Here is a 25,304-nt window from a genome sequence, read left to right as displayed (position 1 = left end):
GCCTGGCCGATGTGACGCACGGCGTCGACCAGGGCCAGCGTTACGTACCGCTGAAATTCACGACCTCGGGTACGACGATCACCGCCACCGGACCGCCGAGCGGCGGCGTCGCACCGCCCGGCTACTACATGCTCTTCGTCGTGGACGCCAACGGCGTTCCCTCGGTGGCGAAGATGGTGCAGGTGGCCAAGGGCCCCAACCCGTTGATGAGCCAGGTCAAGAACAACACCGGCCGCTGCCTCGACGTCCCCACTTCGTCGCTGCTGCCCAAGACGTACCTGCAGACCTTCACGTGCAACAGCTCCAAGGCGCAGGCCCTGAGCCGGATCCCCGGCGACAAGACCCTGCGCGTCCTCGGCAACTGCGTGGACGTCCCCTGGAGCCGGCTCAACCCCGGCCAGAAGGTCTGGACCTACACCTGCAGCCGCTCCGCCGCCCAGACCTGGCAGTTCGGCGCCGACGGCACGATCCGCCCGACCTCCAACACCAAGGTCTGCCTGGCCGCCGCCTCCAACGCCGAACGAGCCGCCGTCTCGCTGGCCACCTGCTCCGGCGCCGCCCTGCAGAAGTGGACCTGGTAGCGGCTCGTCTCCACCCCGATCTCCACCCTGCGATGGTGCCGATCCACCCGGGTCGATTCGTAGCGTTCCTGGCATGAACGAACGAACCAGGGACGTCGTCGAGACCACGAGCTATCTGCTGAGCGGCAACCGGCGCAGCCGGGCCGGGCGGATGGCCGGCGCGGTGCTCGGCAAGGCGATCGAACAGGAGGGTGGAAAGGTGACCGGGCGCTTGGTGGTGGCGATTCTCGTCGTGCTCGCGGTGGTGGGGGTGGCCTTCGTCGCCTACCGGCTGCTGATGCTTGATCTAATCATGGGCGTGCTGGAGAACCAGGGCTGATGCTGCGCCGGCTGGGCCGTCGGGGTCTTCGGCTGATCCGCGCCGACGACCCCGAGACGGGCTGGCTGGTACGGATCGTGCTGACCGGGCTGCAGATCTGGTCGCTGGTGTTCTACCCGGGCGTGCACAGCACGTTCGTCCGCCCGGCGCTGCTGGTCAGCTTCGCCTGCTGGGTCTTCTGGATGGTTGCCGACCAGCGCTTCCCCGTTCCGGCGCGGGCGGCTCTGGCGGCGGCCGCTCTGCTCCCGGCCGCGGTGGCCGCGCTGCCGCACAACGGCGCCGCGCACCTGTTCCTCTACGGGTCGCTGTTCACCTTCGTGCTGCTGCCGCGCATGCCACTGTGGGCGATCCTGTGGCTGACCGGCGCGCTCATCGTCGTGTTGTCGGCCGGGCTGTCGCTGGCCGGGCACGGGCCGACCGCCTTGCTTACCCAGCCTGCTTTGGTGCTGCTGGTGGTGCTGTTCAGCCTGCATCGGCGGGAATACCGGCTCCGGGGTGAGCAGATTTTGCGTACGCGGGAAGCGCAAGCCAGAGCGGCCGCGCTGGACGAACGGGCCCGCATCGCCCGGGAGCTGCACGACGTGCTCGCGCATTCGCTGGGCGCGCTGGGCGTACAGCTCGAGGTGGCCGAGGCTCAGCTGACCGAGCGCGGCGACGTCGAGGCAGCGGCGGAACGGGTACGGCGGGCCCGGCGCCTGGCCGCGGACGGGATGACCGAGGCCCGGTCGGCGGTGGCGGCGCTCCGGTCGGACGTGGTACCCCTGGCCCGCGCACTCGACGACCTGATCGCCGTACACAAGGAGAATTTCGCGGCGACGGTGACGCTGCAGGTCATCGGGACTCCACGCGCCCTGCCGTCCGGCGCCGAGGTGTCTCTGCAGCGCACAACCCGCGAGGCGCTGACCAATGCGGCTCGGCACGCTCCCGGTGCGCCGGTCACGATCACGTTGGAGTACGCCCCGGCGAAGGTCCGGCTCACGCTGACGAATCCCACCACAAACGCGCAGACCAGGACGGGGTACGGCTTGATCGGCGCCCGGGAGCGCCTGGCACTGGTCGATGGCACGCTGGACGCGGGCGTCGTCGACGGCGTGTGGCGAGTGACCGCGGAGGTGCCGGGATGACCGACGAGCCGTTGCGCGTGCTCGTCGTGGACGATCAGCAACTCGTCCGCGAGGGCCTGACCGCCCTGCTCGAGCTGACCGACGGTGTCGAGGTCGTCGGGTCGGCCGGTGACGGCAAGCGGGCCCTGGAACTGATCGCCGGCGATCCCCCGGACGTCGTCCTGATGGACCTGAATATGCCGGTGCTGGACGGGGTGGCGGCGACCGCGCAGATCCGCGACCGGTTCCCCGGCGTGGCCGTCGTGGTGCTGACTACGTACGCCGACGACGAGTCGATCGCGGGAACTTTGGCCGCCGGAGCTCGTGGTTATCTGACGAAGGACGCCGGCCGCGCCGAGATCGGCATGGCCCTGCGCGCGGCCGCCCGCGGCCAATCCCTGTTCGACCCGGCGGTGGCCGCCCGCCTGGCCAAGGCCATGAGCCGCCCGGCCGCGCCGCCCCGCCCGGATTCCCTGCCCGACGGCCTGACCCAGCGCGAGGCCGAGGTGCTGAGCCAGATCGCGCGAGGCCGGACCAACGCCGAGATCGCGGCCGCTCTGTTCGTGGCCGAGGCCACCGTCAAGACGCACATCAACAACGCCTTCGCCAAGATCGGTGCGCGCAACCGCACCGAGGCGGCAAGCTATGCCAACGAGCACGGCCTGACCCTCTGAGGAGCGATCGTGAGCGACGAAGAACCGGACGACGACGCCGACACGTACGAGGTCGACGGCGACACGATCAAGAGTGACGTCTCGCTCGAGCCGGACACCGAGGAGCCCGGCCCGAGCGAGTGGCGTCGCGACGAGGACTAACCGCGCGGCCCGAAGACGATCGGGTCGGCCTCGGAAGCGACGGCCGGGTAGATCAGAACCGTGCCCGACGGGTCGCGGGCGACCAGGCTGTCCCGGCCGGTGGCGGCCGACCGGACAGCAGCCAGGTCCCGGCTGCCGAAGCCGGCGCCCACACTGTCCACCGTGGTGGCGGTGTCGAGAGCGCCGGTCGCCGTTCCGGGGTAGAGCCGGATCTTGCCCGACGTCTCGACGGTCACCAGGTCGAGGTAGCTGTCGTCGTTGAACTTGCCGAAGACGTTCTGCTTGCAGCAGCCCCAGCCGCCGCCGACCTGGGTGCGGGTGGTCGAGAAGGCCCCGCCCGCGGTGGTCTGCGGGAACTTGACCCAGGCCCCGGTGGACGACTCGATCGCGTACAGCGCGTCGTAGATGTCACCGTCGAGCCGGCCCACCGTCAGGTCGCGGTATCCGGCGTACGAGATGGTGCTGATCTGGCCCTTCGGGTTGAAGCCGCCGGTCGTGGTGCCGGCATAGAGCAGCAGCTGCCCGGAGTCGGTCAGGATGAGCAGGTCGTCGACGGCGTCCCGGTCGATGCGGCCGACAACCAGTTCCTTGTACGTGCCCCAGGTGCTCGACAGCCGGGCCGGGGCGCCCCAGGTGCCGGCCGCCGTGCCCGGGAACAGCCAGCCCCAGCCCTCGGCGTCGATCCCGATCAGGTCGGGGTAGCTGTTGCCGTTGAACTCGCCGCCGACCAGCCGCAGCATGTCGTACGGCTGCCGCTGCCACGCCGTGCCCGGCAGCTGAGCCCGGTCGGCCCATCCGCCGTCGGCGGTGCGCCGGTGCACGGCGAGCGCGCCGGCGCTGTCGATGGTGAGCAGCCCGGCCAGGCCGGTGCTGTCGAACGTGCCCGCCGCGACGTCGATGGCGCTGTCCCACGTGGTGCCGGCGCTGTCGATGGTCGCCCCGGTGCCGAGCGCCCCGGTAGCCGTGCCCGGATAGATACGCAGTTTGCCGGTGGACCCCTCGATCGTCAGCAGGTCGAGGTAGGCGTCGTCGTTGAACTTGCCGAACACGTTCTTCTGGCAGCAGCCCCAGCCGCCGCCGACCGACACCGGAGTGGTCGAGAACGCTCCGCCCGCGGCCGTCTGCGGGAACTTGACCCAGGCGCCGCTGGACGCGTTGATCGCGTAGAGCGCGTCGTACGTGTCGCCGTTCAGCTTGCCCAGCGCCAGGTCACGGTAGCCGCCGTACGAGACGGTGCTGATCTGCCCGCGGCCGGTCACGCCGCCGGCCGCGTTGCCCGTGTAGAGCAGCAGCTGGCCCGAGTCGGTGAGCACGAGCAGGTCGTCGTAGGCGTCCCGGTCGACCCGGCCGACGATCAGTTCCTTGTACGCGCCCCAGGTGCTCGACAGCCGCACCGGGGTGCTCCAGGTGCTGGCCGACGTGCTGCGGTACCACCAGCCCCAGCCCAGGTTGTCGATCCCGATGACGTCCTGGAAGCCGTCGCGGGTGAACTCGCCGAGCACAACCGAGCGCAGCCCGGCCGGGCGCGCGGAAGTGCTGCCGGCGATCCAGCCCGCCAGGTCGTCGACCCGGGTCTCGTAGCCCTGGCCGCGAGTCTCGGAGGCCGGCTCGCCGATGCAGCCTTTCTGCCACGACGAGTCGCTGATGCCGACCAGCTCGACGCCGTTCGACGTCTCGCGGAAGGCCGGGCCGCCCGAGTCGCCCCGGCACAGCGTCGCCCCGGCCGACGCGCCGATCACCTCGAACTTCGTGGCACTGGCCGACTGCACGGTGAATGTGCCGGCGTGCAGCCGGTTCGGCACCCACTCGGTCGCCGTACGGCCGTAGCCCGCGATGCGCAGCGTGTCGCCCTCGGCCGGCGCCGTCTTGCTGATCGCCACCGGAGTGATCCCGGTGGCCGCCCCGGACAACTGGGCCAGCACCAGGTTCCGCTCCGGGTGCGGCACGAGCGTGGTCACCGCCAGCCGCTTGCCGGCCGTGGTCGAGACATCCGTCCGTCCGAGCACGACGGTGCTCGGCCGGGCGGGCGAACCCGCGGCGACCGGGGCGTCACCGTTCGCGAAGCACTCCTTGGCGGTGGCGATCCACTGCGGCGCCACCAGCACGCCGCTGCAGGCCCGGACGTCACCGAAGCTGACCTTGGCCACAAAGGGAAGCCCGCCGTCTGCCACCTCGTCGGCCCCGGCCAGAGCCAGAGCCGTGCCCCCGCCGAGAAAACTCGACGCCAGGGCCGCTGTGAGCAGGAAACTCCCCCATGCATGCGCACGTTTGCGCACGTTGACTCCCTCTACTCAGACATGATCCGGCTGCGCCCGGCATCAACCGGGTTCGACGCAGTTCGATGGCAGCCTTCAGACGGCAGAGTAGTTGATCGATGTCCGGCCGTGGTCGCGGCCGGCGGTGACTGATCTAACAGGGTGCTCCGATGACCGCCAGCAGCTGCAACTTCTCGTAGCTTTCGCCGCCCGGCACGGCCGTGTAGACCAGCAGCGAGTGCCCCTGATCGGGGTCGAGAAGGGCCTGGCAGTTCAGTTCGAGGTGGCCGATCTCGGGGTGCACGAACCGCTTGACGTCCTGGAAGCCGACGCCGATCTCGTGCTCGTTCCAGACCGTACGGAACCTCTCGTTGCTTTCGAGCAGCAGATCCCTGAGGTGGGCGGCCCGGGAGCCGGCGCCGCGCCGCGTGACGATGGTCCGCAGCCCCGAGGCGAAGACGCGGTCGTGCAGCTCGTGGTCGTCGGGGTGGTACAGGGCGCGAGTGGCCGGGTCGGTGAACCAGCGGTAGCCGATGCTGCGGGCCGGGCCCGTGAACCGGGTGGAGTCGCCGGTCAGGGCCACGCCGAGCGGGGTCTGCCGCAGCGTCTCGCCGAGCTCGGTCAGGATCTCGGCCGGGGTGTCGGTCAGCCGGTCGAAGATGCGCAGCAGGCCCGGGCTGATGTGTTCGCCGGCCGCGCCCCGGGCCGGCGGGTTGTGCCCGGCCAGGCCGAACAGGTGGTCGCGCTCGTCGCGGGACAGGTGCAGCCCCTGGGCGATCGAGGCGATCATCTGCTCGGACGGGTGTGGGCCGCGTTCCCGCTCGAGCCGGCTGTAGTAATCGGTGGAGATGTGACAGAGCGTGGCCACCTCTTCGCGGCGCAGGCCCGCCGTCCGCCGCCGGCGGCCGCGGGGCAGGCCCACGTCCTCGGGCTGCAGCGACTCGCGGCGGCGGCGCAGGAACTCGGCGAGCCCGGCTCGATCAATCATGGCTTCGTTCTATCAAGCCCGGGCGGGGCCCAACCACGGATTGTCGATCCGAGGCTACGGGCCCGGGGTCAGGCGGGAGCGCAGGTCGGCCTTGAGGATCTTGCCGACCTTCGACCGCGGCAGGTCGTCCCAGATCTCGATCTGCTTCGGGGTCTTGACGCTGCCGATCCGCTCCTTGACGAACGCGGCCATCTCCGCCTTGTCGACCGTGGCGCCCGGGCGGAGCTGGATGACCGCGGTCACCCGCTCGCCCCACTTGTCGTCGGGCAGGCCGATCACCGCGCAGTCCTGCACCGCCGGGTGCTGCATGAGCGCCTGCTCGACCTCGGTCGAATACACGTTGAAGCCTCCGGTGATCACCATGTCCTTGGCGCGGTCCACGATGTACAGATAGTTGTCGTCGTCGAGATAGCCGATGTCGCCGGTGTGGTGCCAGCCGTGCGCGCCGGCAACCGCGGTCGCCACCGGGTCGCGGTGGTAACCCCGCATCACCAGCGAACCCCGCACCACGATCTCGCCGGTGGCGCCCCGGGGCAGCAGGTCGCCGTCCGGCCCCATGATGGCCACCGTGACCAGCGGCGACGGGCGGCCGGCGGAGGACAGGCGGGACACGGCAACGCTGCCGTCGGGCCGGAAGTGGTCACTCGGGGCCATGGTCGAGATCATCATCGGCGCCTCGGTCTGGCCGAACAGCTGCGCCATCACCGGGCCGATGCGCTGCAACGCCTCTTCGAGGCGGGCCGCGGACATCGGCGCGGCGCCGTACCAGAAGCACCGCAGCGAGGACAGGTCGGTCTCGTCCAGCGCCGGATGGGACAGCACCATATAGATGAGCGTCGGCGGCAGGAACGTGTGCGTCACCCGGTGCTGCTGAATGAGCGCGACGAACTCGGCCACGTCGGGCCGGCGCATGATGACGATCTCGCCGCCCTTGGCCAGGACCGGGAAGCACAACACCCCGGCGGCGTGGGTGAGCGGGGCCAGAGCCAAGTACACCGGCCGGTCCGGCCAGGGATAGCTCATCAGCGTGATCGCGGTCATCGCCTCGAGGTTGGCCCCGGTCAGCTCGACGCCCTTGGGCCGTCCGGTGGTCCCGCCGGTGCCGACGATCATGGCCAGGTCGTCGACCGCCGGGCGGTCCGCGTCGCCCTCGGCCGAAAGGAATTCGTCCCATTCCGTCTCGAGGCACACCAGCGTCCGCAGCGACGGCAGCTCGCTGCGGATCTTGGCGACCAGTGGCGCGTACGCCTCTTGATAGATCAGCGCCACGCAGCCGAACAGCTCCAGCAGCTCGCGGTTCTCGCTCGCCTCGTTGCGCGGGTTGATCGGGCACCACACCGCGCCGGCCCGGCTGATCCCGAACACGCAGGTGAAGGCGGTCGGGTCGTTCCCGGAAAGCACCGCCACACGCTCTCCGGGAACGACCCCCTGGGCGGCCAGGGCCGCGGCGACGCGCACGCTGAGTTCCCGCACTTCCCCGTACGTCCGTGTCTCCCCCTCCGTGGTCAGGCACGGCGCGTCCGGGTCGAGGGAAGCCCCCTTGTCCAGGTACTCGACGAGGCGCATGGCTCAGCGCTCGACCGTGACCGTCGGCTCGCGGACCAGGCCGAAGCTCTCCAGCACACCAAGCAGCTCGCGATGCCCGAACGCCTGGCAGCCTGAGGCGAAGCCGACCCGCCGGGGTGGCTGCTGCAGCAGGTGGTAGGCCGCGTACGCCTGCATCAGCCCGGTCTGCTTGTAGTTCGAGTTGCCGTAGATGACGCAGTGCGCCCGACCCAGCGGCCCCGAAGCGTGCACCGAGTCGACCGACTTGTTCAGCCGTGGGTTCTCGCGGGGCGGCATCTGATTCATCACCTGGGCCGCAGTGGCGGTGAGAGCCGCGTACCGCTCGTCCGGTGGCATGTCCTTGGTCGCCTCGACGGCGTTGGCCACGATCTGCGGGACGCCGTTCATCAGCGCCCGGTTGAACACCCCGCCCAGCACCTTGACGTTGGCCACGCGCGGGTCCTTGCGGTACCAGACCGGGTGCGAGGTGCCGCCCCACGGCAGGGCCAGGGCCAGCTCGTGCTGACCGGGCAGCACCAGCTGGTAGAGGCCGGCCTCGGGATCCCAGGCCTCGTAGCGGTTCTGCTCGAGCCGGTACGCGCCGGAGGTGGCCGCGTTGACCAGGATCGTCAGCGTCGACGCGATCGTCGGGCTGCCGCCCCAGAACACCGCGATGTCCAACGTGTCCAGTCCCGGCTTCTCGAGGCACAGCTCGGCCGCGATCTCGCCGGTGGTGTACATCTGCGCGATGCCGGGCGCGAGCAGCAGTCCGGCCGCCGCGAAGTCCGGCCCGTACTTCTCGTCGCAAGTGATCATCCAGTCCTGCTCGCCGGTCGTGTCCAGGTAGTGCGTGCCGGCGGCCAGGCACGCCTCGGCCACCTCAGGTCCGTACACGCTGAACGGCCCGACCGTGTTGCACACGACCGACGCGCCGGAGAACAGCTCGGTGAGCGCCTTGACGTCGTGGGTGACCTCGGCGATCTCGTAGTCGGCGGTCTCGATGCCGGCCACGTTCTCCTGCATCGACTGCTTGAGCTTGGCCGCGTCGCGACCGGCGGCGACGAACGGGACGTTGTACTCGCGCAGGTACTCGCAGATCAGCCGGCCGGTGTAGCCGGAGGCGCCGTAGACGACGACGGGCTTGGTCGCCATGTCACATCCCCATTCCGCCGTCGACCGGCAGGCCGGCGCCGTTGATGAAGCGCGACGCGTCGGAGGCCAGGAACACCACGGCGTCGGCCATGTCGGCCACCTCGCCCAACCGGCCCGACGGGGTGAGCTCGACGACCGCGCCGACGGCCTCCTCGGGCGAGGCGAACAACCCGAGGCGGGCGACGTCGTTGGCGAGTCCGGCGCCCATCGCGGTGGGCACCAGGCCGGGATAGACACAATTGACGCGTACGCCGTAACCGAGCTTGCCCGACTCCATGGCCGCCACGCGGGTGAGCCGGTCGACGCCCGACTTCGTCGCCGAATAGACCGAGATGCCGGGGAAGGCGATGGTCGCGGCGACCGAGGCCACGTTGATGACCACGCCGCCGTTGCCGGCCGCGCCACCGGGACGCATGGCCCGGAAGGCGTGCTTGATGCCGAGCGCGGTGCCGAGCAGGTTGACGTCGAGCATCTTGCGCACGGCGGCCGGGTCCAGGTCGACGATCAGGCTGGTGATCTCGACACCGGCGTTGTTGACCACGATGTCGAGCCCGCCCAGGATCCCGGTCGCCTGCTCGACGGCGGCGGCCCAGTTCTCGTCGTCGGTCACGTCGAGGTGGACGAAGCCGTGGCCCGCGCCGAGCGACTCGGCCACCTTGGGCCCGAGGTCGTCCTGCAGGTCGGCCACGACGACGGAGGCGCCCGCGGCGGCCAGTGCACGGGCCATGCCTTCGCCGAGTCCTTGGGCGCCGCCGGTGACGAGCGCTCGGCGGCCGGTGAGATCGATCTGTGCCATGAGGTGCTCCCGGGGTGCATGAGGATGCTGAGGAGACCTACATCACATGCCCGTTCTTGACAGTTGTCAAGAAAACTTTGGACAGCTGTCAAGCCGTACGATGGCGGCATGCCCCCAGTGAAGACCCGCCCGGTCGACAAGTTCGACCGCCGCCGCGACGAGCTCGCCGAGTCGGCGCTGCTGACGCTGGGCGAGATGGGGTACGCACGGGCCAGCCTGCGCGAGATCGCCGGCAACTCGCCGTTCAGCCACGGTGTCGTGCACTACTACTTCCAGGACAAGCTCGAGCTGGTCATCTACAGCGTCCGCTACTACAAGGCCCGCTGCGTGACCCGCTACGACGCCGTCGTGCGCGACTCCACGACGCCGGACGAACTGATCGACGCCTTCGCCGCGAAGCTGGCCGAGACCATCCGCGACGAGGCGCCCATGCACCGCCTCTGGTACGACCTGCGCACCCAGAGCATGTTCGAGGACGGCCTGCGCGACGCCATCACCGAGATCGACGCCGCCCTCGAAGCGATGATCTGGCGGGTCATCACCCGGTACGCCGAACTGGCCGGGCTTTCGCCGTCGGTGACCTCACCGGCCGCGTACGGCATGCTCGACGGCCTCTTCCAGCAGGCCCTGCTCGCCTGGACGACCACCGGCGAACCGGTCCTCGACGCCCTCACCACACAGGTCCGCACCGTCCTGCCCCTGCTCGCACGCTGAAAGGGCCGCCCCGCGACGTGGGACGGCCCTGACAATGGCGCCGGTCAGCAGGACAGGTTGCTGCCCGGGCTCACACCGAGGATGCCGGTGAATTTGTTGTACGCGTTGACCCGGCTCTGCACCTGGGCGGGGTTGCCGCCGTTGCACTCCAGCGAGCCGTTGATGCTGCGGATCGTCTCGCCGAACCCGCGGTTGTTGACCATGGCGTCGTGCGGCGTCATCGAACCCGGCCCGCGCTGGGTCATCCAGTACCAGATCGCGGTCTGGTAGGCCACCGACGCCTCGTTCTTGACCCGGTCCGGGTTGTTGAGCAGGTCGATGCCGAGCGCGTCGCCCGCCGCCTTGTAGTTGAAGTTCCAGCTGAGCTGAATCGGCCCGCGCCCGTGGTAGGCGCTCTGTCCGGCCGGGCAGCCGTACGACTGGTTCCGGTCACAGTAGAGCGGCCAGTTCGCCTGGTTGATCTCCTCGACGTAGACCAGGCCACCCGACTCGTGGTTGACGTTGGCCAGGAAGGCCGCCGCTTCCCGCTTGCGGGTCTCGTCGGTGCCGGTCTTGGTGAACGCCGGGAACTTCTTCATGGCGTCGACCAGACCCGCGTACGAGTAGAACGGGATCCGCCCCGGGAACATCTGATTGAACTGCGCCTCGCTGACCAGGAAGCCGCCGGTGTTCCCACCCCCGTTACCGGGCGGCGGAGGCGTCGTCGTGCCGCCACCCCCGGTGCCGCTGCAGCTGAACGGCGACCAGTACCAGGTGCTGATGACCGGGTCGTACCCCGGGTTGGCGTTGGTGGCCTTGTAGTACTGCCCATTGGTGTACCGCACGATCGCGCCGGCGTTGTAGTACTGCCCCGCAACCCAGTTCGGGTGGTTGCACGCCGTACCCCCACCACCGTTACCCGGCGGCGGCGGAGTGGTGCCACCCCCACAGGCGCCGTTGTCCGCCCACACACCGGACCCGCCGGTGCTGGGCTTCTCACCCTGGGTCCACCACTTGGCGGTCCAGTTGCGCCCGTTGAACGAAGCACGCGTACCACCGGTATAAACGGCGGAGTTGTTGTAAGCCGCAACGCAGGCCTCAGCCGCGTTGGACGTAGTCATAGGCAAAATGGCCGCCGCAGCACCGGCCAAGCCGACGCCAACAACAGCCAGAATCGACAAGACCCTCTTCTTGGACATGCAAAACCTTCCGCGCGCCGGGGAGCACGCTGGCGTGTGGGGGATGAGAGCGCCCTCGACTCAACTGCACCCACCCACACGCCGTCAAGGAATCAGTAAGGAAACTTCAATATTTCTGCCCGCACACGTCACGCAACCTGCGCGGGCGCCCGTATGTCGAAATCCGGCCCCTCCTTGGAACTCGATGCGGATCCGGGCCGAGGAGGCAGTCGGTCCAAGCCCACGATCACCGATCGCGAAACCTGGCAGAAGCAACTCGACAGCTCCGTGCGCGGGAGAAGGCCCACACCCGTGACGGCGATGCCATTGGCACGGCGCGGCGGCGGCTGCCGATGGTGGAGGTTGGTCCGTCCACGCCGTTGACCGCAGCGGGCGGGCCGGTTCCCCTGATCGACGTCTTCGAGGGCCGAAAGCAGCAGGCCCCATGTCACCTGTCCATGGCCCACAACCTCGCCTTCCAGGCGGTCGGGCACTACTACGCCCACCGCCTCAACGGGCCACGCATGCGCTACGACGATGTCGCCCGCCGGCTCGGTCTACAGCACCGGACCAAACTAGCCAATCGCTCGGTCCTGAGCCGGTACGACATTGTCCGGCACGCCTTCGCCACGGTCCGCCGGTATTGTCAGGCGCCCGAGGACACACTGCTGGTCAAGCACGTGCCAGAGGCGCGTGTATTGAGGGCGACGTACGGTCCGAGTTCGCGGTCGCCCGCACCGCTCCCCCGCCGATCCGGCTGCATGACCTGCGGCACGTAGCCGCGACCGTCGCCCTCGCTGCTGGCGTCGACATCAAGGTTATCTCCGAGCAACTCGGCCGCTCGACGACGACACTGACCCGCGACACATACCAAAGCGTCCCGCGGAGCCTGCATCGCGAAGCCGCGAATGCAGTAGCTGACGCCTTTAGGCGTGGACGAGCAGACGGACGGCCTTGCCAGTCTTACTCCTGACGCCGCCGATAGCTTCCATCTCTGCCCATCGAGGGAGCGTAAGCTGCCCAAGCACCATGAAGCGAAGTCCACTCATCTGGCATATCCTTACAGTGTGGACCGTCCAGAAGCTTCTCGTGAGCTCCTGCACGAGTGGGAGCGGCGCTGCAGGGTAAACATCGACACACACGCTTGGGCCGAACGCTCGCTAGATAGATTGAATACAACGTGTGCAGTTGTCTCTATTGGCAGCATGGTTCTCCTTGGCGTGATCGCTTCTGGATACGATCTTACCGATGGTTATGCTCAGACCTTCGTTGTGACTCTCAGTGTAGTTGCCGCCTTGGTGTCCGTTATAGGAACCGTTCGCAACTATGGACTGCTGGCTTCATCGCATCGGAACGCCGCTCGACAATATGGCGCCCTTCGCCGCGATATTGAATTACTAAGGCTGTCCCAAATGAAGCAGAGCGACGAGTTCGACGCTCGCGTTCGAGAGCTGCAACGCCGCTGGGACTGGGTCGCCGACATGGCGCCCAATGCTCCGAAAAGGATACGGGACAAAGCTCGCGGAAAAGTGCGGTCACCATCTGCAATATGGAGTCCTTCGGCACTAACCGTTAAAGCGAACGACGCTCAGCCGCAGGAGGAAAAGAGTGCCGCTGAGTCCACTCAGAAATCCGCATGATCCGAGAAGTGCGGCTGGGTCTATCTGTATCGCTGCAATAGGCAGGAGTAGGTACCGAAATGACTTCACCCGAGAAAAGCTGCGATAGCGCATCCACTCAGCCGCCCGCCGATACACCTTCTGAGCTGCAAGCCGCTAAAGAACGCGCTGACTGGGACCGCGTATCCCAGATCTATGATCAATGCCTGACAGCAGCTAGCGATTCGGAACCATACCTTCCCGATATCCTTCCAGGCTTCTTAGCCGAGGTTCTGGCGCGCGTTTCGGCGAACTACTTCGGCGCAGAGGACCAATTTGTACGCGATGCCGAAAACGTTCTAGCGTCAAGGTCGGCGAGAGACGTAACGCCGTCCAAGCTGTCGTTCAATGAATTGTATGCGGATACAAACTTCATCCGGCTGCCGGCGTACAAAGACGCGCCCGGCGTGCGTCGAAGGCCCACGCCGTTTGAGGCAACAGTTGAAACGGCCCGTCGACTACGTGATCTAAACTCCGTCGAGTCTGTACTTAAGGATGTAACAGAGGGAGCAATTCTAGGCGGCAGCGCAAGCTATGGACGTTTCTTCAATGTAAAGGGGGCCATATCGGGAAAGGCTTCCGATCTCGACCTGCTAATCGTCATCGACGATTTCGCGCACCTAGCGGATATGTGTAAGCAATTCGAAAAGGTTAGATCGGCCGACGCCTACGCGGTTGAACGCTTAGTCCATCGAGCCCAATCCTTTGTCCACAACGGCGTTCATCTGCAGGGATTTCCGATCTTCTCAGGGAAGGTTACATTCTGGTCGTCGGTTGCCGATCCCGTAATGAAAGGTTCATCCGTCGATAGCAAATATGATGTGAGTATCCACGTTGCGTCGAGACCCGTTATGGACCATATCTTGCTGCGAGATATGCCGAGGATATCGGTGGAGCCCGCAGGTAAGATTCGAATGACTTCGGACTTTAGAGAGACGCAACCGTCCAGGCTTGACCACCAGAGAAACTTCGGTGGCGGGGACCTTCGGCTTGCGATTGAGACGGAGCCATTAGGTGAGTCGTTTTTGCGAAGAAGTCACACCTACTTTATTGATGATCGCGATCGTTACTATCCGGGAATGTTCCAGAATTTGATCCTTCCCCAGTTCGACGTCCGCTGGGGCTCAACGTCGCTACGACGTGGGGTCGATTCTTTTCGCTGGAAGATGGTGGAGCGGCTGCGCTATGAGCAGCGTGTAAGGCCCCACGATCTACTTCGGCTGAGCCTTTCGCACACACGCAGTCAGGTTTTCGCGCCACACACCATCCGTAGCGTCGACAACAGCACCCACATGTCGTAGAGTCAGCAACTTCTAACGGCGATCAGGAGTTGCGAGTGACATCTACGGATTGGCTGCAAGCATCGGATCTAAGGCCGGAAGGGGCGAACAACTGGACCCCACGTGAAGCTGCCCATACCGTGAGTGTCTTCGTGTCAGGGCAAATCGGAGAGAAAGCACGAATTCGAGAAGTCTTTTCCGACCTGGTCGCCGAGGGCTGGCGGATCACTCACGACTGGACGACCACGGACGATCTAGGCAAAGTACTCGAATCTGGTGACGAGGCGAGCCGGCGTGCAGCCGCTGACATCACGGGTGTCCTTGATGCTGACGTCTACCTCCTTGTGTCCGACAACAAGGCTGCCGGGAAAGGAATGTATGTCGAGTTAGGCGCAGCGCTGGCGATGGCTGAATCGCGGGGAGCCCCAGATGTTTACATCGTCGGACCAATGAACCATGCTTCCATCTTTTACCTTCATCCCCTTGTTCGTCACCTTCCCGATGTAGCAGCAGTCGTGAAAGACGTTCAAGACCGAAGAAACCTAAAAGCGGCCGAAAGCTAGATCCGCCGGCTATCAGCGACCCTATTCCACGTCGGAATATCCGTCGAAACGACGTACGATCACCAGACAACCGCACGTTCTTCACCCGCCGGTCGCCCAGGCAGACATCCCTGTATTCGCTTACGGCGGCGCAAAGTCTCCGCCGCGACAGACGGCCAGCCCGCATGCCCAGACCGCGCCAGTCATCGGCAGACGCGGATCGGGCCAGTCCGACCGAGGTCATCCCTAGGCACCACGGCTGGGGCATGTCTGCCGATCACCGCAGCCAGATCTGAGCGACGATAAGCAGCAACGATGACCGGTAGAGGGCTGCGCGAATGGCGTAGCAGGTGGCCAGGGCTTACCATTGCTTAAGCCGGTTGAAGCAGCGTTCCACCACGTTTCGCTGCCAGTAAACCTGCCGATCGAAGACCGGTAGGCGTCCACTGTGGCTGCCGTTGGCGGCCCGGCGGCCGACCTGGTCCATGCGTTCAGGGATGGTGCGACAGAACCCGCGGCGGCGTAGTTCGCGGCGGGTCGGGTCGTAGGTGTAGGCCTTGTCCGCGATCAGCTTGTCTGGCTTCTTGCGCGGCCGGCCCGGGCTGCCGTCGTGGACCCGGATAGCGTCGAGCAGCGCGAACCGCTGCGGGTTGTCCCCGGCTTGCCCGGCGTGAGCAGGACCGATAGCGGCCGCCCCCACCCGTCGAGTGCGAGGTGGATCTTCGTGGTCAGGCCGCCCCGCGAGCGACCCAGCGCTTCACCGTCCGCCGCCGGTATCGCGACACCGCCGGCAGATCCCGCTTTTTTCGGCTCCAGCGGCGTGCGGATGAGCCCGAACGACGCTGGAGTCCACGCTGATGACCCACTCGACCGGCTGACCGTCGTCATAGACCTGCGCTTGGAGTCGGGATTAGCTCCTAGGTGCCGTCGTTAGTTCACCGGCGTAGCCGTTCATGGCAGGTCTTCCACGGCCCATAACGCTCGGGCAGATCTCGCCACCGGCCTGACCTGCAACTCGGCACCGGCAGCAGCGGTTTGATCACCGCCCATGCCTTATTCGTCAGTTAACCGTGCCCCACGGCCGACACATCAACCAGAACTGATCAACTGACGGGCAGGGCACTGCTTAGCCTGACGCCGAACCGAACGAGGTTTCGCTTTGACCGATTGTCGTATCCAGCATGACCCTCGGTAGCGAGCAGGTCGATAATGTTCAATTCCGTCAGGTTGCCAGTTCATGACGCTTCGGGCGTGGAACGAACTCCAGTGAGGTTCGATCGGCGGCGAGTCCGGATGCGCTGCAGAAGGGCAACGGCCGCAGCTGCTTGTGGTGCGGTCAGCTATAAGGGCTGCCCCATCGCCGCGCTGAAGGTCTTGGTCTAAGTGATCTTCGGGTCGCGCAGGACCGTGCCGTGACCCTCGACATGGCCCCTGGTCAGGTCCATGCACGGATTGTTTACGCTATTTGAGGACCGCAGCAGCCAGTACGGGCGGCCGCAAGCTTACCCGTCAGCGAAGCGACGCCGTCGGTCAAGGTCGCTACCTGGAGCACCAGACCACCCTTCTGACCTGTATGGATGGCCCCGACGCCTCGACTGACGCGCATTCTTCAGGGATCTGGTCAAGCCGACTTTCGAACCATTGGCAGCCGTAGCGGCTGTTGGCCCGAATCTTGCGGCATAGCGCCGATCCCGCCGCCAAGCAACTGGGCATCAAGGTCTTCGAACAGCGGCAGCGCAAGTATGTATGTCGGCCAGCAGCTGCGAGCGCCATCGCTGCCTACTTGCTTCAGCAAGCCGTTCGTCAGCCGAGACGCCAGGTGCCAGGCTCTGACGAGCCGTTCCCTCGCTCGGACCGGCACAGCGAAGTTCGAACATGGCGGCATGCGGGCGGCAGATCGAGGTGAAAGCTGACCGTCAAGGGCCGAGCTGCTCCGGAAACCAGCCAAACGGAGCAACTCACCGGGTCGGCAAGACGGGAAAGACACTTGTTTTCCCTGGTCAGACGAGTGGGCCGCCGGGGACTCGAACCCCGAACCTATGGATTAAAAGTCCACAGCTCTGCCATTGAGCTAGCGGCCCGCGATCATAGAGTACCTGCGACGGCTGCGGCTGCCGTACAGGTATACGGCATTGAGTCGTTTCCGCAGCTCATCCCCTGTGTCAGGAGCGGGGCAGCACGCCGAGCAGAGTTGCGGTCACGGCCTGCTTCAAATAGTCGTCGGGGTCCAGGTGGAGGCGGGCCAGGTCGGGCTCAGCCTGGTAGGCCGCCTGAAGACTGGGCGAAGGCGCGGTGTACGCCGGCAACGCACCGGCTGTGAGCATGGTCTGCAGGCTGCAGAAGGTCGCGTTCTCGCCCAGCTCCGGCAGGTACTTCTCGAGCAGCGAGGCCATGGTGGCCAGGTGGTCCAAGGAAGCCCGCTTGTAGCGCGCCACAACCTCTACCGACACGTTGTGTTCGAGGACGCTGCCCTGGGCGCCGAACAGGTCGCACATCACCACCCGGCCGGACAATGAGCCGCTGAGGACCTCGGCCACGGCCGTCGCGCGTTCGGCCATGGGCCGGCCTTCTTTGACGCGGGCGGCCAGCTTCTCGGCCAGCTCCGTCAGCCACTCCTGCAGGAAGCGGTCGAGCAGTTCCAGCAGCACCGCCTCGCGGGATTCGAAGTAGCGCAACACGTTCGGCTTCGCGAGGCCCACCCGGCGGCTCAGCTCGTTGAGGGTTACCGCGGCCACCGGCATCTCGCCGAGCATCGCTGAGGCCGTGTCGAGGATCGCCCGCCGGCGGACTTCGCGCTGCTCCTCGGTCCGCGCTCGCTGGAACGTCATGGTGACCACCCTAACTTACGTACCCCCGGTACGTTGACAGCGTACCGGAAGTACTTTAACGTCTTGTGCAGAAGATACCTCCGGTACTTAAGGTTAGGGAGTCCGACATGACTGACAAGTGGACGACGGCGAACATCCCGGACCAGCGTGGACGGGTGGCGGTGGTGACCGGGGCCAATACCGGACTCGGGTTCGAGACCGCCAAGGCGCTGGCCGAGCGCGGGGCGTCGGTGGTGCTCGCGGTGCGCAACACCGAGAAGGGTGCGCAGGCCGCAGCCCGCATGGCCGGCGACGTGACCGTGCAGGCGCTCGACCTGACCTCACTCGACTCCGTCCGGAGCGCGGCGGCGGCGCTGCGGTCCCGGTTCGACCGCATCGACCTGCTGATCAACAACGCCGGCGTGATGTACACCCCGAGGCAGAGCACCCGCGACGGCTTCGAGATGCAGTTCGGCACCAACCACCTCGGCCACTTCGCGCTCACCGGGCTGCTGCTGGACAAGATGTTGCCGGTGCCCGGCTCGCGCGTGGTGACCGTGAGCAGCACCGGCCACCGCATCCGGGCCGCGATCCACTTCGACGACCTGCAGTGGGAAAGGTCCTACGGCCGGGCCGCCGCCTATGGTCAGTCCAAGCTGGCCAACCTGATGTTCACCTACGAACTGCAGCGCCGGCTCGCCGGGCACGGCACCACCGTTGCTCTGGCCGCGCACCCCGGCCTGTCCAGCACCGAGCTGGTCCGCAACTCGCCCGCGGCCCTCCGGCTGCCGCTCACCTGGCTCGCGCCGCTGATCACCCAGACGCCGGCGATGGGCGCGCTGCCGACCCTGCGCGCCGCCACCGATCCCGCCGCGCTGGGCGGCCAGTACTACGGTCCTGGCGGCCGCTTCGAGATCAAGGGCTACCCCCGGCTGGTCACCTCCAGCTCGAAGTCGCACGAGGTGGCTGTCCAGCAGCGGCTGTGGACCGTCTCCGAAGACCTCACCGGAGTGACCTTCCCCGCGATCGAGCCCGCACGGACCGCCCGATGAGCTAGAGCGTCGCCCGGGTGCTCATCGAACCCGGCCACGAAAACCCGATGAGAATCGGTGCCGTGGCTCCGAGCGGACGACCGCTCGCCGAAGTGGCCACCGCCGTCCTGTCACAGCAGGTCAAGGGACATCTCGGCGCCGTGGGCGGCGAGGAAGCCGTGGACCGAGCGCTCCCACGGGAACAGCTCGGCCTGGGCGCGGGCCTGGGCCCTTCGTACGGCTTCGGGGCGCGACATCAGCATGCGCACCGCCTCGGCGTAGGCCGGGCCTTCGCCGGGGACGGCCACGCCGGCGTCGCCGATCACTTCGGGGAGGGCGCTTTCCGCGCTCACCACCACCGGGGTGCCGCTGGCCAACGTCTCGAGGGCGGCCAGGCCGAACGTCTCGATCGGGCCGGGGGCGATCGCCACGTCCACACTGGCCAGCAGGGCCGCCAGTTTGCGGCGGTCACCCACATGGCCCAGGAAGCGTACGGGCAGGCCGCGCTCCGCCGCCTCGGATTGCAGGGCGATGCGCAGCGGCCCGTCGCCGGCCACCACCAGCACCGCGGGCACGCCCGACTTGCGCAGGCCGGCCAGCGCCTCGAGGGAACGGCGGGGCTTTTTCTCCGGCGCCAGGCGGCCGCAGTGCAGCAGCAGCACGTCGTCGGCGGCCGACCACATGGTGCGCATCCGGGGCTCGTGGTTGGCCGGGGTGAAACGGTCGAGGTCGACGCCCAGCGGCACCTGGGTCAGGTTCCGCACGCCGAGACGGGCGAACTCGGAGGCCGCCCACTGCGTGGTGCAGACGATCTGGTCGTGCTCGGCCGCCGTACGGGCATTGAGCAGGTCGCCGACGCGGCGGCTGGGGCCGGGGCCGAACAGGCGCAGCAGGCCGTCCAGGCTTTCGTGCGAAACCATCATCGACGGGATGCCCCGGCCGCGGGCCCAGCGGCCCAGCCAGCGCAGCGTCGCCCGGTCCGAGATCTCGAGCCGGTCGGGGCGCAGCGACTGCAGGGTGGCGCTCAGGCGGGCGCGGTCGAGCAGCACGCGGTAGCCGCCCATGCGAGGCACCACCGGGCCGGGCAGGGTGATCACCCGGCCCTGGTCGGTCATCTCGTCGGATTCGCCGGCCCCGGGGACCACCAGCACCGGTTCGTGACCGGCGGCCAGGTAACCGGCGCCCAGGTGGCGGAGCGCGGTGCGCAAGCCTCCGGACCGTGGGGTCACGAAGTTCGCCACCCGGACAATTCTCACGCGGCGACCGCCCTTCGTTCGAGGAAACCGACGCTACACGCCTCGCCGTAGTGGCCCAGCAACTCCTCACCCACGGCGTACCAGCTGCGGCCCTCGATGGCTTGGCGCCCGGCCGCCCCGAAGGCTGCGCGCCGGGCGGGGTCGGCCACCAGGTCCCGTACGGCGGAAGTGAAGCCCTCAGCCACGAACGGGGGCACCAGGTAGCCGGTGTTCTCGTGGTCGACCAGATCGACCGGACCGCCTGCCCGCGGCGCGACGACCGGCAGGCCGCTGGCCATCGCCTCCTGCACTGCCTGACCGAACGTCTCGTACGGGCCGGTGTGGGCGAAGATGTCGAAGCTCGCGTACAGCTCGGCCAGCTCCTCACCTCGGCGCACACCCAGGAACGTGGCGGCCGGCAGGGCTTTGTGCAGCTGCGGCGCGGCCGGGCCGTCCCCCACCACGACCAGGCGAACGCCGGGCAGGCGGCTCACGTCGGCCAGCAGGTCGATCTGCTTCTCGACGGCCAGCCGGCCCACGAACCCGACGACGACCTCGCCGTTGGGGGCCAGCCGGCGGCGCACCTCGTCGCGGCGACGGTCCGGGTGGAACAGCTCGTCGTCGACGCCCCGCCGCCACAGGTGGACCCGCTCGACGCCGTGCGAGTTGAGGGCGAAGGCCGATTCGGACGACGGCACCAGCGTGCGCGAGGCCAGATTGTGCACCGTCTTGATCCACTTCCAGGCGGCGCCCTCGGTCATGCCGACCTTGTACGCCCGGGCGTACGCGGCCACGTCGGTCTGATAGACGGCCACCGTGGGCAGGCGCAGCGTACGGGCGGCCAGCATGCCCCACGCGCCGAGCACGAACGGGCTGGCCAGGTGCACGAGGTCGGCGCCGAACGCACGCAGGGCGCCGGTCAGCGTCGGGGTGGGCAGGCCCAGCCGGATCTGCGGATATCCGGGCATGGGCAGGGAGGCGACGCGGACCACCGGGTACGGCACGTGGACCGGGGTGTCGCGGACCGCGGGGGGTGGCTGCGGGGCGATCACCATCGGCTCGTGCCCGCGGCGCAGCAGATGGTCGGCGGTTCGCACCACCGAGTTGGCGACGCCGTTCACATCAGGCAGGAACGACTCCGTGACCAGAGCTACTCGCATGCAGTCACGATGGGCCTGCGTCGATGTCCAGCACACCATCCAGGTCGTGGCCGGATCCCTAACGCTGATCGAACGAACGACTAGGGGCGACGGTCACGGGGTAAACCAGCGAGGGTGAGATACCGGTCGATGGCTCTGGTGCTGAGTGTGCTGCTCGTCGGCGCCTGCGACTTCAGGGGTGGCGACGGCCGCGACCACAATCCCGAGAACCGTCCCGGCTATTACCTGAGCGAGAGCCGCGACGCTGTGTCACACCGGGTCCGCGGCGACGGCGACGTGTCCTCGTTCCTGCTCGTCAGCGGAGCCGACGTGGTGCGGGTGCGGCTCGGCGATCTTGGCGGCGACCTTTACGAGTTCTCGACGCCGGACGATTCCAAGGTGGCGCCGACCGCTGCCATCGAGGGCGCCGACCTGGTGGCCGGGCTGCGCGACACCGGCGGCAGCGGTCCGGCCGTGCTCAGCGTCGTGCTCAGCGACGACATGCGCTGGCAGGTCCGGCTGGCCGGTGGGGCCAAGGACGAGTCCGTCGATCTGACCGGCGGCCGCGGCGGCGACGTCGACTTCAGCTCGGGCACCGAACGCGCCGCGGTGGTGCTGCCGGCGGCCGAGGGCACGCAGCGGGTGGTCCTCGGCGGGGGTGCGAGCTTGTTTTCCGTACGACTGACCGGCCAGGCCCCCGTCCGGGTCTCAGCCCGGGGTGGCGCAGGCAGCGTCACGATCGACGGCCAGGCGCATACCGGCGTCGCGGGCGGGTCGGTCTGGGCGCAGGACGGCTGGGAGGGCGCAGCCGCCCGCTACGACGTCGACGCCACCTCCGGCGTCGGGACGGTCACCGTCGACCGCTCCCGATGAGTCGCACGCCGCGCACCACCTGATCGGTGCGGTCGACGGCGTCGACCTGCCTGACCTGCAGATAGACGCCGCGTCTGCTTGCTTCGGTCAAAAGAATTTCGCTGTACGAGGTGGAGGTGCCGGAACAAGCCGTCCACCGCTGCACCCGGCCGCTGAGACCGTCGACGACTATCCGCCGGTCGGGTGCTCTCGTGCAGTCGGTGTGGGCCGGAGCCACCGCCGCCGGCATGTTGTCACCGATTCCGGCAAAGACCCCGGGTGACGTACGACCGGGAACCGCCCAGGCCGAGACGTCGGAGCTCACCACCAGTCCCGGCGCCTGCCCGGCCGGCAGGCCGACCGCCGCCGGATCCCAGCCGCCGTCGGTCAGCTGCCGGGCCCAGGACGCCGGAACCGCCACCGACAAGGCACCCGTAGCGTCGGTCACCCGGTGCCAGCCCTCGGCCGTCGGCTGCGCCAGGGCTCCGCTTCCGGTGGCCAGCACGGCCGTCATCGCCACCGCAGCCCCTACCACCCGCAACGGCCACCGAATCGGAGCCCGGGCCGGCCTCGCCGCCTCCTCGAGCGCCACCGCCAGCGCCTCGGCCGACGGCCAGCGCTTGGCCGGGTCGGTTTCCAGGGCCTTCTGTACGACGCGGTCCAGACGAGGCGGAACGCCGGGGCGCAGCTTCGACGGCTGGGCGGACGTCCTGGCCGGTGTCCGCCCGGTCAGCATCTGGAAGAGCATGGCGCCGATCGCGTGCACGTCGGCCCGCACATCCAGCCCACCGCCCGGTCGCAGTTGCTCCGGAGCCATGTAGCCGGGCGTGCCGGCGACCACGGTGAACCCGGACGCGTGCGCGATCTCTTTGGCCAGCCCCAGATCGGCCACCAGCACCCGCCCCTTGCCCGCGGTCCGGCCGTGGTGGAACAGCACATTGGACGGCTTGAGATCACGGTGCAGAACGCCCGACTCGTGCAGCACGGCCACCGCCCGCGCGATCTCGAGGGCGATCTGTACGGCCTCGGCGATGGGCAGCGGGCCGGCCTCCAGCCGCTCGGCCAGCGTGCCGCCATCGGCGTACGTCATGACCAGGTACGGACGGCCATCCGGGAGCTCACCGATGTCGAACACCCGGACCAGGCGCTCGGAGTCGGCCCGGCGCAGGATCTGGGCCTCCTGCTCGAACCGCGCCCGGACGTCCGGCTGGTGCGCCCAGTTGTCGGCGAGCACTTTGATCGCGACCCACGATTCGAGCGCCTCGTCGTCGGCCAGCCACACCGTGGCGAACGCGCCGGCCCCGATCCGGCGTTCGACCCGGTACCGGCCGATCTTGCTGGGCATGGACACGACCGTCATTATGAGGCCGCGATTATCGACTACGGGGGCCGGTGTGCGCGACGAACAACAGGAAGAGCTGGCGCTTCGGGCGGCCGGCGGAGATGCGGCGGCACTCGATGCGCTGCTGGGCGCCATCCGGCCGCAGGTCGTGCGGCGGTGTGCCCGGTTCCTGCCGTGCTGGCAGGACGCCGAGGAGGCCGCTCAGGACGTGTTGCTGCAGGTGGCCCGCAACATCGGGCGGTTCGAGGGCCGGTCGCAGTTCTCCACCTGGCTGCACGTGATCATCGCGAACTGCTCGCGCCAGACGTACCGGTCGTTGAAGCGGCGCGCGGCCGAGCAGGCACACGCGCTGCCGCCGGTCGACGTGGCCGACCCGCGGACGACCAGCGTGATCGCGGGCTCGCGGCTCGACCTGCTGGACGCGCTCGAACTGCTCGAGTCGAACCGGCCCGAACTGGTCGCGCCGATCGTGCTGCGGGACATCTGCCAGCTCGACTACCGCGAGATCGCCGGCCACCTGAACCTGCCCGAAGGCACGGTCAAGTCCCGCATCCACCAGGCCCGCACTCAGGTACGGGCCACGCTGCTTCAGTGACGGCTGCCCGGCAAGTTGAGCGCGCTAGTCGATCAGGCCCGCACTCAAGTACGGGCCACGCTCCTTCAGTGACGACTGCCTCGTAGGTTGAGGGCGCGCCAGTCGACGTACTTGAAGTTGGTGCTCACGCGGCCATCGTCGGGCTTGTTCTCGCCGTCGTGGAGCACGAGCAGCCCCTTCGGGTAGCCGGGCAGCGACACGCTCGTGGCGGCTGCGCCGTCCGAGTGCTGCACGCCGTCAGTACGGGTGCCGTCCAGCACCTGGAAGCTCGACAACGGGCGGTTCGTGCGGCGGTCGTACACGTAGAACTTGCTGTCGCCCTGGCTCGAGACGACGAGGTAGCCGTCGCTCTTGCCGGTCGGATAGATCGAGGCGCCCTCGACGTCGGCCCGGATCCGCCCGGCCTCGGGCGCGGGGTCACCCAGTGCGCATTCCTCGGTCTCGGGGTCGTACGTTCCGGGGGCCCCGAACTCGGCCACGCGCTCGACGATCCGCGGCACCCCGGCGAACCGGTCACGGTCGAGGCGGATCTTCCACAGGGCCACGTCTTCCTGAGCCGCGTAGAGCACGCCGGCCTGACTGTCGACCACCATGCCCTCGATCTGCGGGTCTTCGCCCGGCTCGGAGCACGGCGTCCAGGTCGCGCCGGTGGAGAGGCGGAACTGCTTGGGCAGGTCGAGCTTGTCGGTGACCCGGTAGGTGACCGTGTTATTGCGCTCCTCGAGCCGGAAGATGCCCAGCGTCGTGCTGTGCCGCCGGCTGACCACCGCGTACCGCCCGTACGTGGCCAGCCCGTAGCCGGTGGCCTGCGTCTCGACCTCGGCCTGGTCGCGCGAGAAGAGCAGTGGCGCGTCGGCCGCGGTCACGTCGGTCAGCTTGCCGGACGCCTCAATGCGGTAGATACGAAGCTTGTCCTGCCCGCGGTCGGTCACAACGGCGTAGTCGTGGCGCTTGGCGCCGAACCCGGTCACCAGGTCGACGTTGTTGAAGCGGCCACCCTCGGGCGGCAGGATCGACTGCACCTCGCGCCCGGCCAGATCGTAGACCCGCAGGCCGCCGTTCTTGGCCGTGCCGATGACGCGGCTGCGGGACTTGTCGGCCCGGTTGACCCAGATGGCCGGGTCGTCAGCGTCGGCGTCACCGCCGGCCTCGTCGTCGAACAGCGCGGGTGTCTCGACGGCCGCCGTGACCTCGAGCAGCGGCCCGTCCCCGGACGACCCACCGGCCCAGGCCGGCCCGGCCACGGCCGTGGTGCTCAGAACGACGAGGGCCACGACCCCGGCTGTACGACGCATAGCTGCCAACCTGCCCAACGAAGGCAGCCTTCAGGTTGCCCCCACCTGAATCTTCGCTGTGCGCCGGCGCCTAACCGGAAACGACAGTAGGCCCACCCCGTCA

Annotated in this window: 24 protein-coding genes, 1 tRNA gene and 1 pseudogene; 13 read left to right on the top strand and 13 right to left on the bottom strand. The window is 68.1% G+C overall.

The features are described 5' to 3' along the window. The 5 genes from OWR29_RS47800 to OWR29_RS47780 all read left to right on the top strand — a co-directional run. Positions 1-581, top strand: a 581-nt coding sequence (locus tag OWR29_RS47800) for a galactose oxidase-like domain-containing protein (RefSeq protein ID WP_267570366.1), incomplete at its 5' end; no start/stop codon positions are given. A gap of 73 nt (positions 582-654) precedes the next feature. Beyond that, entirely contained in the window at positions 655-900 is a 246-nt protein-coding gene (locus OWR29_RS47795; RefSeq protein ID WP_267570365.1) for a hypothetical protein, read from the top strand. Continuing rightward, positions 900-2,024 (top strand): sensor histidine kinase, encoded by a 1,125-nt coding sequence (locus OWR29_RS47790; RefSeq protein WP_267570364.1) that lies wholly within the window; start codon positions 900-902, stop codon positions 2,022-2,024. The genes OWR29_RS47795 and OWR29_RS47790 overlap by 1 nt, the downstream gene beginning before the upstream one ends. Next, complete coding sequence (locus OWR29_RS47785; protein WP_267570363.1) at positions 2,021-2,677, top strand: response regulator; 657 nt, start codon at positions 2,021-2,023, stop codon at positions 2,675-2,677. The genes OWR29_RS47790 and OWR29_RS47785 overlap by 4 nt, the downstream gene beginning before the upstream one ends. 9 nt (positions 2,678-2,686) lie before the next feature. Beyond that, positions 2,687-2,818, top strand: coding sequence for a hypothetical protein (locus OWR29_RS47780; RefSeq protein ID WP_267570362.1), 132 nt, complete (start codon positions 2,687-2,689; stop codon positions 2,816-2,818). Here OWR29_RS47780 and OWR29_RS47775 read toward each other — a convergent pair. The 5 genes from OWR29_RS47775 to OWR29_RS47755 all read right to left on the bottom strand — a co-directional run bounded on the left by OWR29_RS47775 (position 2,815) and on the right by OWR29_RS47755 (position 9,554). Further along, positions 2,815-5,094, bottom strand: coding sequence for a S1 family peptidase (locus tag OWR29_RS47775; protein ID WP_267570361.1), 2,280 nt, complete (start codon positions 5,092-5,094; stop codon positions 2,815-2,817). The genes OWR29_RS47780 and OWR29_RS47775 overlap by 4 nt on opposite strands. 133 nt (positions 5,095-5,227) lie before the next feature. Continuing rightward, positions 5,228-6,061, bottom strand: coding sequence for a helix-turn-helix transcriptional regulator (locus OWR29_RS47770; protein WP_267570360.1), 834 nt, complete (start codon positions 6,059-6,061; stop codon positions 5,228-5,230). A 54-nt stretch (positions 6,062-6,115) separates the two neighbouring features. Continuing rightward, positions 6,116-7,627, bottom strand: coding sequence for an acyl-CoA synthetase (locus OWR29_RS47765; RefSeq protein ID WP_267570359.1), 1,512 nt, complete (start codon positions 7,625-7,627; stop codon positions 6,116-6,118). 3 nt (positions 7,628-7,630) lie between these two features. Further along, on the bottom strand, positions 7,631-8,758 hold the full coding sequence (locus OWR29_RS47760) for a DUF5938 domain-containing protein (protein WP_267570358.1): 1,128 nt from the start codon (positions 8,756-8,758) through the stop codon (positions 7,631-7,633). A 1-nt stretch (position 8,759) separates the two neighbouring features. Continuing rightward, on the bottom strand, positions 8,760-9,554 hold the full coding sequence (locus OWR29_RS47755) for an SDR family NAD(P)-dependent oxidoreductase (RefSeq protein ID WP_267570357.1): 795 nt from the start codon (positions 9,552-9,554) through the stop codon (positions 8,760-8,762). 108 nt (positions 9,555-9,662) lie between these two features. On the opposite strand from OWR29_RS47755, the gene OWR29_RS47750 reads away from it, so the two are divergent. Then, positions 9,663-10,268 (top strand): TetR/AcrR family transcriptional regulator, encoded by a 606-nt coding sequence (locus OWR29_RS47750; protein WP_267570356.1) that lies wholly within the window; start codon positions 9,663-9,665, stop codon positions 10,266-10,268. Between the two features lie 44 nt (positions 10,269-10,312). On the opposite strand, the gene OWR29_RS47745 is transcribed toward OWR29_RS47750, so the two are convergent. Continuing rightward, positions 10,313-11,446, bottom strand: a complete 1,134-nt coding sequence (locus OWR29_RS47745; RefSeq protein WP_267570355.1) for a glycoside hydrolase family 19 protein — start codon at positions 11,444-11,446, stop codon at positions 10,313-10,315. 137 nt (positions 11,447-11,583) lie between these two features. Here OWR29_RS47745 and OWR29_RS47740 point away from each other — a divergent pair, with 137 nt between their 5' ends. The 4 genes from OWR29_RS47740 to OWR29_RS47725 all read left to right on the top strand — a co-directional run bounded on the left by OWR29_RS47740 (position 11,584) and on the right by OWR29_RS47725 (position 14,926). Then, positions 11,584-12,204 (top strand): DUF899 family protein, encoded by a 621-nt coding sequence (locus tag OWR29_RS47740; protein ID WP_324291322.1) that lies wholly within the window; start codon positions 11,584-11,586, stop codon positions 12,202-12,204. Positions 12,205-12,357: 153 nt separating this feature from the next. Continuing rightward, entirely contained in the window at positions 12,358-13,065 is a 708-nt protein-coding gene (locus OWR29_RS47735) for an SLATT domain-containing protein (RefSeq protein ID WP_267570354.1), read from the top strand. Positions 13,066-13,124: 59 nt separating this feature from the next. After that, a complete protein-coding gene (locus OWR29_RS47730; RefSeq protein ID WP_267570353.1) occupies positions 13,125-14,384 on the top strand; it encodes a hypothetical protein in 1,260 nt (419 codons plus the stop codon). A gap of 119 nt (positions 14,385-14,503) precedes the next feature. Then, a complete protein-coding gene (locus OWR29_RS47725; RefSeq protein ID WP_267570352.1) occupies positions 14,504-14,926 on the top strand; it encodes a hypothetical protein in 423 nt (140 codons plus the stop codon). A gap of 256 nt (positions 14,927-15,182) precedes the next feature. On the opposite strand, the pseudogene OWR29_RS47720 reads toward OWR29_RS47725, so the two are convergent. The 3 genes and pseudogenes from OWR29_RS47720 to OWR29_RS47710 all read right to left on the bottom strand — a co-directional run. Next, positions 15,183-15,909 (bottom strand): annotated as a pseudogene (locus OWR29_RS47720) (IS5 family transposase); the annotation flags it as partial. A gap of 1,005 nt (positions 15,910-16,914) precedes the next feature. Beyond that, positions 16,915-16,986 (bottom strand) — tRNA-Lys (locus OWR29_RS47715). A gap of 81 nt (positions 16,987-17,067) precedes the next feature. After that, positions 17,068-17,733, bottom strand: coding sequence for a TetR/AcrR family transcriptional regulator (locus OWR29_RS47710; protein WP_267570351.1), 666 nt, complete (start codon positions 17,731-17,733; stop codon positions 17,068-17,070). A gap of 107 nt (positions 17,734-17,840) precedes the next feature. Between OWR29_RS47710 and OWR29_RS47705 the strand changes: the two genes are divergently transcribed. Continuing rightward, positions 17,841-18,764: an SDR family NAD(P)-dependent oxidoreductase gene (locus OWR29_RS47705; RefSeq protein ID WP_267570350.1), complete on the top strand. Its 924-nt coding sequence runs from the start codon at positions 17,841-17,843 to the stop codon at positions 18,762-18,764. Between the two features lie 110 nt (positions 18,765-18,874). Here the strand turns inward: OWR29_RS47705 and OWR29_RS47700 are convergent, their stop codons facing one another. Both OWR29_RS47700 and OWR29_RS47695 read right to left on the bottom strand, forming a co-directional pair. Then, positions 18,875-19,984 (bottom strand): glycosyltransferase, encoded by a 1,110-nt coding sequence (locus OWR29_RS47700; RefSeq protein ID WP_267570349.1) that lies wholly within the window; start codon positions 19,982-19,984, stop codon positions 18,875-18,877. Between the two features lie 11 nt (positions 19,985-19,995). Further along, positions 19,996-21,138, bottom strand: a complete 1,143-nt coding sequence (locus OWR29_RS47695; protein ID WP_267570348.1) for a glycosyltransferase family 4 protein — start codon at positions 21,136-21,138, stop codon at positions 19,996-19,998. A gap of 129 nt (positions 21,139-21,267) precedes the next feature. Here OWR29_RS47695 and OWR29_RS47690 point away from each other — a divergent pair, with 129 nt between their 5' ends. Continuing rightward, on the top strand, positions 21,268-21,990 hold the full coding sequence (locus OWR29_RS47690) for a hypothetical protein (RefSeq protein ID WP_267570347.1): 723 nt from the start codon (positions 21,268-21,270) through the stop codon (positions 21,988-21,990). Here OWR29_RS47690 and OWR29_RS47685 read toward each other — a convergent pair. Beyond that, positions 21,968-23,314 carry a serine/threonine-protein kinase gene (locus OWR29_RS47685; RefSeq protein ID WP_267570367.1) on the bottom strand — a complete coding sequence of 449 codons (1,347 nt, stop codon included), beginning with the start codon at positions 23,312-23,314 and terminating at the stop codon, positions 21,968-21,970. The genes OWR29_RS47690 and OWR29_RS47685 overlap by 23 nt on opposite strands. A 49-nt stretch (positions 23,315-23,363) precedes the next feature. Here OWR29_RS47685 and OWR29_RS47680 point away from each other — a divergent pair, with 49 nt between their 5' ends. Then, positions 23,364-23,906 (top strand): RNA polymerase sigma factor, encoded by a 543-nt coding sequence (locus OWR29_RS47680; protein ID WP_267570346.1) that lies wholly within the window; start codon positions 23,364-23,366, stop codon positions 23,904-23,906. 65 nt (positions 23,907-23,971) lie between these two features. On the opposite strand, the gene OWR29_RS47675 is transcribed toward OWR29_RS47680, so the two are convergent. Continuing rightward, positions 23,972-25,201 (bottom strand): phytase, encoded by a 1,230-nt coding sequence (locus tag OWR29_RS47675; protein WP_267570345.1) that lies wholly within the window; start codon positions 25,199-25,201, stop codon positions 23,972-23,974. Positions 25,202-25,304: the final 103 nt, after the last annotated feature.

The sequence above is a fragment of the Paractinoplanes pyxinae genome, assembly GCF_026626335.1.
Taxonomy (GTDB): domain Bacteria; phylum Actinomycetota; class Actinomycetes; order Mycobacteriales; family Micromonosporaceae; genus Actinoplanes; species Actinoplanes pyxinae.
Note: the sequence above shows the minus strand (reverse complement) of the source record. Positions and strands in the feature narration are given on the sequence as shown.